This window comes from Streptomyces sp. NPDC086549, from assembly GCF_044746205.1.
Taxonomy (GTDB): Bacteria; Actinomycetota; Actinomycetes; order Streptomycetales; family Streptomycetaceae; genus Streptomyces.
Map to the genome: position 1 here is coordinate 121,308 of NZ_JBIVBS010000023.1, position 6,000 is coordinate 127,307.

Below are 6,000 nucleotides of genomic sequence, written 5' to 3' on the forward strand. Positions count from 1 at the left end.
TTGGCTATGCGTGTGGCCACCATGCCGACTCATGGAAGGGCGGTTCAGGGGCTCGAAGGTGGTCGAAACGAGTGCCGTCCGGGACGCGTAGTTCGGGGTGATTTGACAGTGCGGTGCTGACTCCCGTGCTGGTTTGGTGCTGACTGCGCTCCGTTGAACTCGGACATCTTGGGGCTGATCAGCTCAGGGCCGTTCCGTGGTGGGCGACCAGACCGAGAGGCCGACCCGGCATTGCCGCTCGGTTCTGCGGGCACGGACAGGGCGTTGCGCCTGCGCGTGGTGCGCGTTCGGCCCAGCACCTCGCGGGGAAGCGAAGGCCGGCCGCCTCCCCGGCCGAGCCGCGCCCGACGGTGTGCAGGGGACAGGCAGGGCGGGACGCTGGGCCGTCCGATCCACCTGGTCGGCCGGACGGGCCGGCTACCGCGCTTCGCGCAATCGCAGTTACTCAGCGCGGCCGCCCCCCCCGGGTGCCCAGGACGGGCGGGGGAGAGGATGCGACGCTGGAGTGAGGGGACCGCGAGTGGAGGTCCGAGTGCGTCTCATCCGGTCCGGGGCCCTCTCCTTCGGCCTGGCGACCATGTCCCGGTGCGGCTCAATGGATGCGACGCAGAATCGTGCGGTCAGTCTGTGAGCCCGCCGGCCGGGGCACCACTCACCGAGCGTCGCCAGGCGGCCTTACCGCGTGGATCCGGCCCGCCGGGACCTGGACCGCGCGACCAACCCGGAAGGCAGGTGCGTCCCATGCGCACGTCGACCCGTATCGCCGGTGCCCTCACCGGCCTGACCATCACCCTCGGTGGTGCCGTCCTCGCCGCTCCCGCGGTCCGGGCGGACATCCCCGCCTGCACGCAGATGGCCGAACTGGCCGGTGCCACCGCTTCCGACTCCGTCACAGCGGCCTGCGGCCGTGGCGTGGTCGGAGACCTGCAAGGTTGTGTGACCGGGCTGACCGGGGCCGGAGTGGCGGGCGGCGCCGCGACCGCTGCCTGCCGGGCGGCGGCCCACGAACCGCGTTAGAGGACCGCGCGCAGCAGCCGCCCGCCGGCACCGGTCGGAGGCAGGTACGGCCCGTCTCCTCCTCACCGCCCGGACTGCCCGGACACAACGCGGCCCCGGTGGGCGGTCTCGACGCCAAGGACATCGACGTCGCCCCGCTCTGCCGACGCGCACGCGGCGTACCGATGCGGCCGGTCGAGGTCGGTGACGTCATGCCTCTCCGGGGCCGGGCAGTCACCGCCCGGGCGCGGCGCCCAGCCTTGCCTCGCGGGCATCATGCGGAGCGCCCATGCTGAGTAAGAGGGCGCCGTCGTCTTGAGACTTGGCCTTCCCGAAGGCCGAAAAAGGCGCCTGAGAGGAGGAGGAAGTCATGCGCATGCGAAGAATCCTGGGCCTCGCCCTGGCCGCGGCAACCCTTGCCGGCGTGAGCGCCGTCGGCGCTGTCAGCGCCGGGGCCGCCTCGTCTCCGAACATCTCCAGAGACGACTGCACGGCCGCCGGCGGACGGATCGTTGCACGCCCCTACGACGGCTACGCCTGCGCGCTGCCCGACGGGACCACGCAGGCGATCACTTGACCGGTGGGCGCACGGCTGGGCAAACCAGTCCGGCCGGTGCACCCGGCGCGGTGGGTATGGAGTGACGGCACCCGGTCCACCGTCGGGTGGATCGCCCGCGCCCGCCCCGACACCGCGGCACTCGCGATGGTGGACGCCGACCGTCTCGAAGCCAGGGCCGTCACCGCTTCGAGACCGTCCGCGCCGTCCTGAACACCGCGCTCACCGCCGTCCTGAACGGCCTCGGCCATGTCGTCATACAGTGACCGACGAGGTCGTTCGCATTTCCCAGCTGTATTGATTCGGATTTCCCAGCTGTATGGATCACGGGCGTTGTTGACACTCGGCAGGTCTTGAACAGGCGCAGAAGAATGAGCAGTCCCGCCGGCCTCGATCGAGCCTGGATGTGCCGACGGTGATGGGGTCTTCCTTCTGGCGCGGGCGATGATCGCGCCGCTGTCCGCATTGAGGTGGCCCTTTGCCGATGCCCTGACTCATCCCCACCGTGGAAGAGGTCCAGCAGGTCATCCCGCTCCACCAACTCGTCTGAGCCAAGGCCGACCCCGCCGGCATCGCCAACCGGCACGCGGCCCACGGCCCTCTCCGGGGACCTACGAGACGGCGCCGTAACAGCACGACCAAGGAGCCGACCGGCACGGTGCACCCGCCGGTCGGCTCCGCCGTGCTCCTCGACGACCCCGGGGATGACTCCGTCGTTCGGCCCATCAAGGGCACCGGCTGCAACGCCGAAAAGGACCAAGCGGAGTCGCCCCACCCTCGCGTTCCGGTACTCCTCCGCGCCCCAGGCCGCCCCGATGACGGCGGTCCCGTACCACGGCCGACAGGCCCGGAGGAGATCCCGCATGCGCGTTTTCCTGCCCCTGACCGCCGTCACCACCGCCGCGCTCCTGCTCGTCACGGTCACCGGCGCGAATCCCGCCGCAGCAGACCGAAACCCCGACGGCACACCACTGGTCAAGGTGTCCCGCGGCGACCCGTACGCGGAGTGCACCATCGGAGCGAGGTCCCCCGACAGCATCGTCTACCCGGCCACCGAGGTCGAGCCGTACCTGTCCGTCGATCCGCGCGACCCCAAGCGCGTGGTCACCGTGTTCCAGCAGGACCGCTGGAACGACGGCGGCGCCCGTGGCCTGGCGGCCGGCTGGACCACGGACGGCCACACCTTCCACCGGAGCACGCTGCCGTTCAGCCTGTGCGCCCCCGGCGGCGCGGACTACGAGCGGGCCACCGACCCCTGGGTGAGCACCGGACCGGACGGCACGGTCTACGCCGGCGGGGAGGGCGTCGACTTCACGAAGAGCACGCGCAGCGCCCTCCTGGCAGTCACCTCCCGCGACGGCGGCCGCACTTGGCGGAACCTCACCACCACGCACGTCGACGAGCAGCCGTTCTTCAACGACAAGCCCTCACTCACCGCCGACCCGATCCGCAAGGGCACCGCCTACCAGGTCTGGGACCGCCTCGACAACGACCCACCCGGCCCCAGCTCCCTCGACGGTCCCGGCTACATCTCCCTCACCCGCGACGGCGGCCGCACCTGGAGCAAGGCCCGGCCGTTCGTCGACACCAGCACCGTGCCCAACACCCAGACCATCGGTCATCTGATCGTCGCCGACCGGCGCACCGGCACCCTGTACGACTTCTTCGACCGGATCACCTACGCCGACGATCTGAGCACCGTCGTCGAAGCCCGCTACGAGGTGGTCACCTCGACCGACGCCGCAGAGACCTGGAGCGCCCCGGTCACCGTGGCCCGGGACACCGCCGTACCGGAGGTCGACCCGAACGACCCCACCAAACTGCTGCGCGCCGGGTCCACCCTGCCGAGCCCGGCCGTCGACCCCAAGACCGGCACGCTGTACATGGCCTACGAGGGCTCGGACTTCTCCGGTGGAAAGTTCGACTCCGTCCAGCTTGTGCGGTCCACCGACGGCGGACGCACCTGGGGGACCCCGGAGCTGATCAGCCCCAAGGGCGTTCCGGCCTTCTCACCGTCGATCGCGGTCGCCGAGCGGGGCACGGTCGCGCTCACTTACTACGACCTGCGCTTCCTCAAGCCCGGCAACACCACCACCCTGCCCACCGCCTACCAACTGGCCGCGCTGCAGCAGGGAAACCCGAAGCTCCGGACCGAACGACGGATCTCGCGGGTCTTCGACTGGCTGCAGGCGCCGTTCGCCGGGGGCTACTTCCTCGGCGACTACCAAGGCCTGGTGGCAGACGGCAAGGGAGTACGGGCGGTGCTCACCGAGACCAACTCCGGCGCACCACAGAACCGTACGGACGTGTACACCGGCAGTCTCCGCACCCGCTGACCGACGCGGACGCAGTCGGCCGGCCCGACCGCCGACGGCCGCAGACAGGCCTCGGGCCCACTCCGTGACCACGTTGGGCGGGGAGGTTCGGCCGCGTCCCGCCCGGCGGGGCGGGCCTGCTGCTCTGGGGTCGCGTGAACGCGGTTCGGTCCGTGACTGACCGGAACTGCTGGTCAGACGCGGGACAGGGGTGAGAGGAACCGGGAGGAACAGAGTAAGTCGATTCTCGCACGACGGGGCTTACAACAGAGCGTCGGCTCGATAGCGCACCCACCCAGCTGGTGAGCCCGGCCACCGTCTTATATTGGCCTGGGAAACGTCGGTGCGTGCCGGGGGGATTGAGCGCTCTTGCGAAGATCAGGTGGAACGCGTCGAGCGGCCGCCTTGCTCTGCGCCGTTGCCGTGCTGTTCCTCGGCGCGTGCGGGACGCAGGTGGCCGGTCAGGAGGACGAGAGGTCGCCCTCACCGGTGGCAATCGAGCCGATCCCGTGGACCACGATGCAGCCTTCCGCGGTCACCGGAGTCCATCTCGGCGGGGACCGGCGCACGCTGCTTCTCGACACGCAGGTGCCCAGTGGTGCTCACGCGTGCGTGCGCAAGCTCAAGGCAGCGCTCACCGACCCGATGACGGACCTCGTGCGGGTGCAGGTCACCTTCACCTCGCCGTCCGGGGACAGGGCTTCCGGGTGCACCGAAGAGAGCACGGCCACGGCAAAGGTCAGGCTGCCCGAGCCGCTGGGCGACCGGGACGTGATCGTCGACCACTACACCCGCTTCACCGCCGATGGTGCCAAGCCGCCCGCGTTGCGTTTGTGCGGAAAGCTGGGCTGCACACCGCCGGCCACCGGCTGTACCGCCGCCTCCTATGATCAGGCGTTGATGGCGGTCGGCGCGCCCGAGCACACGTACCGGGACTCGGAGAGGTGCGACGGGAAGTGGCTGGTGCTGGACTTCTCCTGGCGCACGGGGCCGGCCTGCGGCGACTCGACGGACCCTGCCTGCTCTTCCCGTCTGGGCGACCGCTGGTTCTTCCGGGCCAAGAAATCGGGCTGGGAGTCGATCATCCGGACCTCGGCCGGAGGCTGCCGGGACGTGCAGCGCAAGGAGCCTGCCTTCCCGTCCTCGCTGTGCGAGTCGCTGGATCCGCTGTCCCCCTCTCTGCACCCGAGTTATCCCCCGCTGTCCGCCTCTCCAACGCCCGGCGTGCGTTCCACTGCGACGGCCAACCCATGACCACAGACCGCTGCGGCCTCTTCTGGTGATCCTGTCGTCTCGGCGGGGCTGGAGATCGCCATGAAGTGGAGTGCCGCCCTCAGCGGACCGGAGCAACTCAAGGTTGTCTTCGAAGCCCTGGAACTGCAACTGAAGCGGGAACACCAAATCCAGCTGAGGCAACTGGACGTGTAGCGGGAGGCGGCTGCACGCGCGGACGCGAAAGCTGAGGCAGCCGTGGAACGCGAGGTACGACTGGCGCGAGAGAAGCGTCAGCATGCTTTCTGGACGCCGGCTTGTATGTGGCCGCCGCTATCAGCGTGGCAAACGAGCTCGTTCCACCGCACGTCACGAACGGTCCTGAACCGTTCCGGGTTTGATCGAGACTCTACTTTGTGGCTGCGACCTGGGGTTTCGTGGTTGCTCGGTAGTAGTTGATCTCGTATTCGACGGGTGGGATGTGCCCGATCTCACCGTGGAGTCGGCGATGGCAGTACCAGTCGATCCACTCGGCGGTGGCCAGCTCGACCTCGGAGAGCGTCTTCCATGGCCGGCGAGGCTTGATCAACTCGGTCTTGAACAGGCCGATCGTGGACTCCATCAGGGCATTGACGCTCCTATAGTTGTCAACTCGCTCCGGAGGCTGTCCGTGGAGCGGGTCGGAGCAGGTGGTAGACCTCGCGGATGACGTAGCGCTTGAGGCAGCGGATGATCTCGCGTTTTGTCTTGCCCTCGGCGGTGCGGCGGGCGACGTAGTCGATCGTGGGCTGATGGAACCGCATTCGGACGATGACGGTTCGGTAGATCGCGGCGTTCAGCTGGCGGTGGCCGCCGTGGTTGATGCGGTGCCTGCCGCCGGTCATGCCGGAGCCGGTGGGCACGGGCGCGATGCCCGCGAGC

At 69.4% G+C, this 6,000-nt stretch carries 6 protein-coding genes; 4 read left to right on the top strand and 2 right to left on the bottom strand.

What is annotated here, in order from left to right; translation table 11 throughout:
• Window positions 1-741: 741 nt before the first annotated feature.
• From ACIPSA_RS44460 to ACIPSA_RS44475, 4 genes are all read left to right on the top strand, one after another.
• Window positions 742-1,017 carry a hypothetical protein gene (locus ACIPSA_RS44460; protein ID WP_402646166.1) on the top strand — a complete coding sequence of 92 codons (276 nt, stop codon included), beginning with the start codon at window positions 742-744 and terminating at the stop codon, window positions 1,015-1,017.
• Window positions 1,018-1,366: 349 nt separating this feature from the next.
• Window positions 1,367-1,573 carry a hypothetical protein gene (locus ACIPSA_RS44465; protein ID WP_402646169.1) on the top strand — a complete coding sequence of 69 codons (207 nt, stop codon included), beginning with the start codon at window positions 1,367-1,369 and terminating at the stop codon, window positions 1,571-1,573.
• Window positions 1,574-2,415: 842 nt separating this feature from the next.
• Window positions 2,416-3,888 (top strand): sialidase family protein, encoded by a 1,473-nt coding sequence (locus tag ACIPSA_RS44470; protein WP_402646171.1) that lies wholly within the window; start codon window positions 2,416-2,418, stop codon window positions 3,886-3,888.
• Between the two features lie 468 nt (window positions 3,889-4,356).
• The gene (locus ACIPSA_RS44475) at window positions 4,357-5,121 is read left to right on the top strand and encodes a hypothetical protein (protein ID WP_402646174.1); all 765 of its coding nucleotides are present in this window, start codon (window positions 4,357-4,359) and stop codon (window positions 5,119-5,121) included.
• Window positions 5,122-5,488: 367 nt separating this feature from the next.
• On the opposite strand, the gene ACIPSA_RS44480 is transcribed toward ACIPSA_RS44475, so the two are convergent.
• Complete coding sequence (locus ACIPSA_RS44480; protein WP_402646177.1) at window positions 5,489-5,701, bottom strand: integrase core domain-containing protein; 213 nt, start codon at window positions 5,699-5,701, stop codon at window positions 5,489-5,491.
• A gap of 25 nt (window positions 5,702-5,726) precedes the next feature.
• On the bottom strand, window positions 5,727-6,000 hold a 274-nt coding region (locus ACIPSA_RS44485; RefSeq protein WP_402646178.1), incomplete at its 5' end, for a transposase.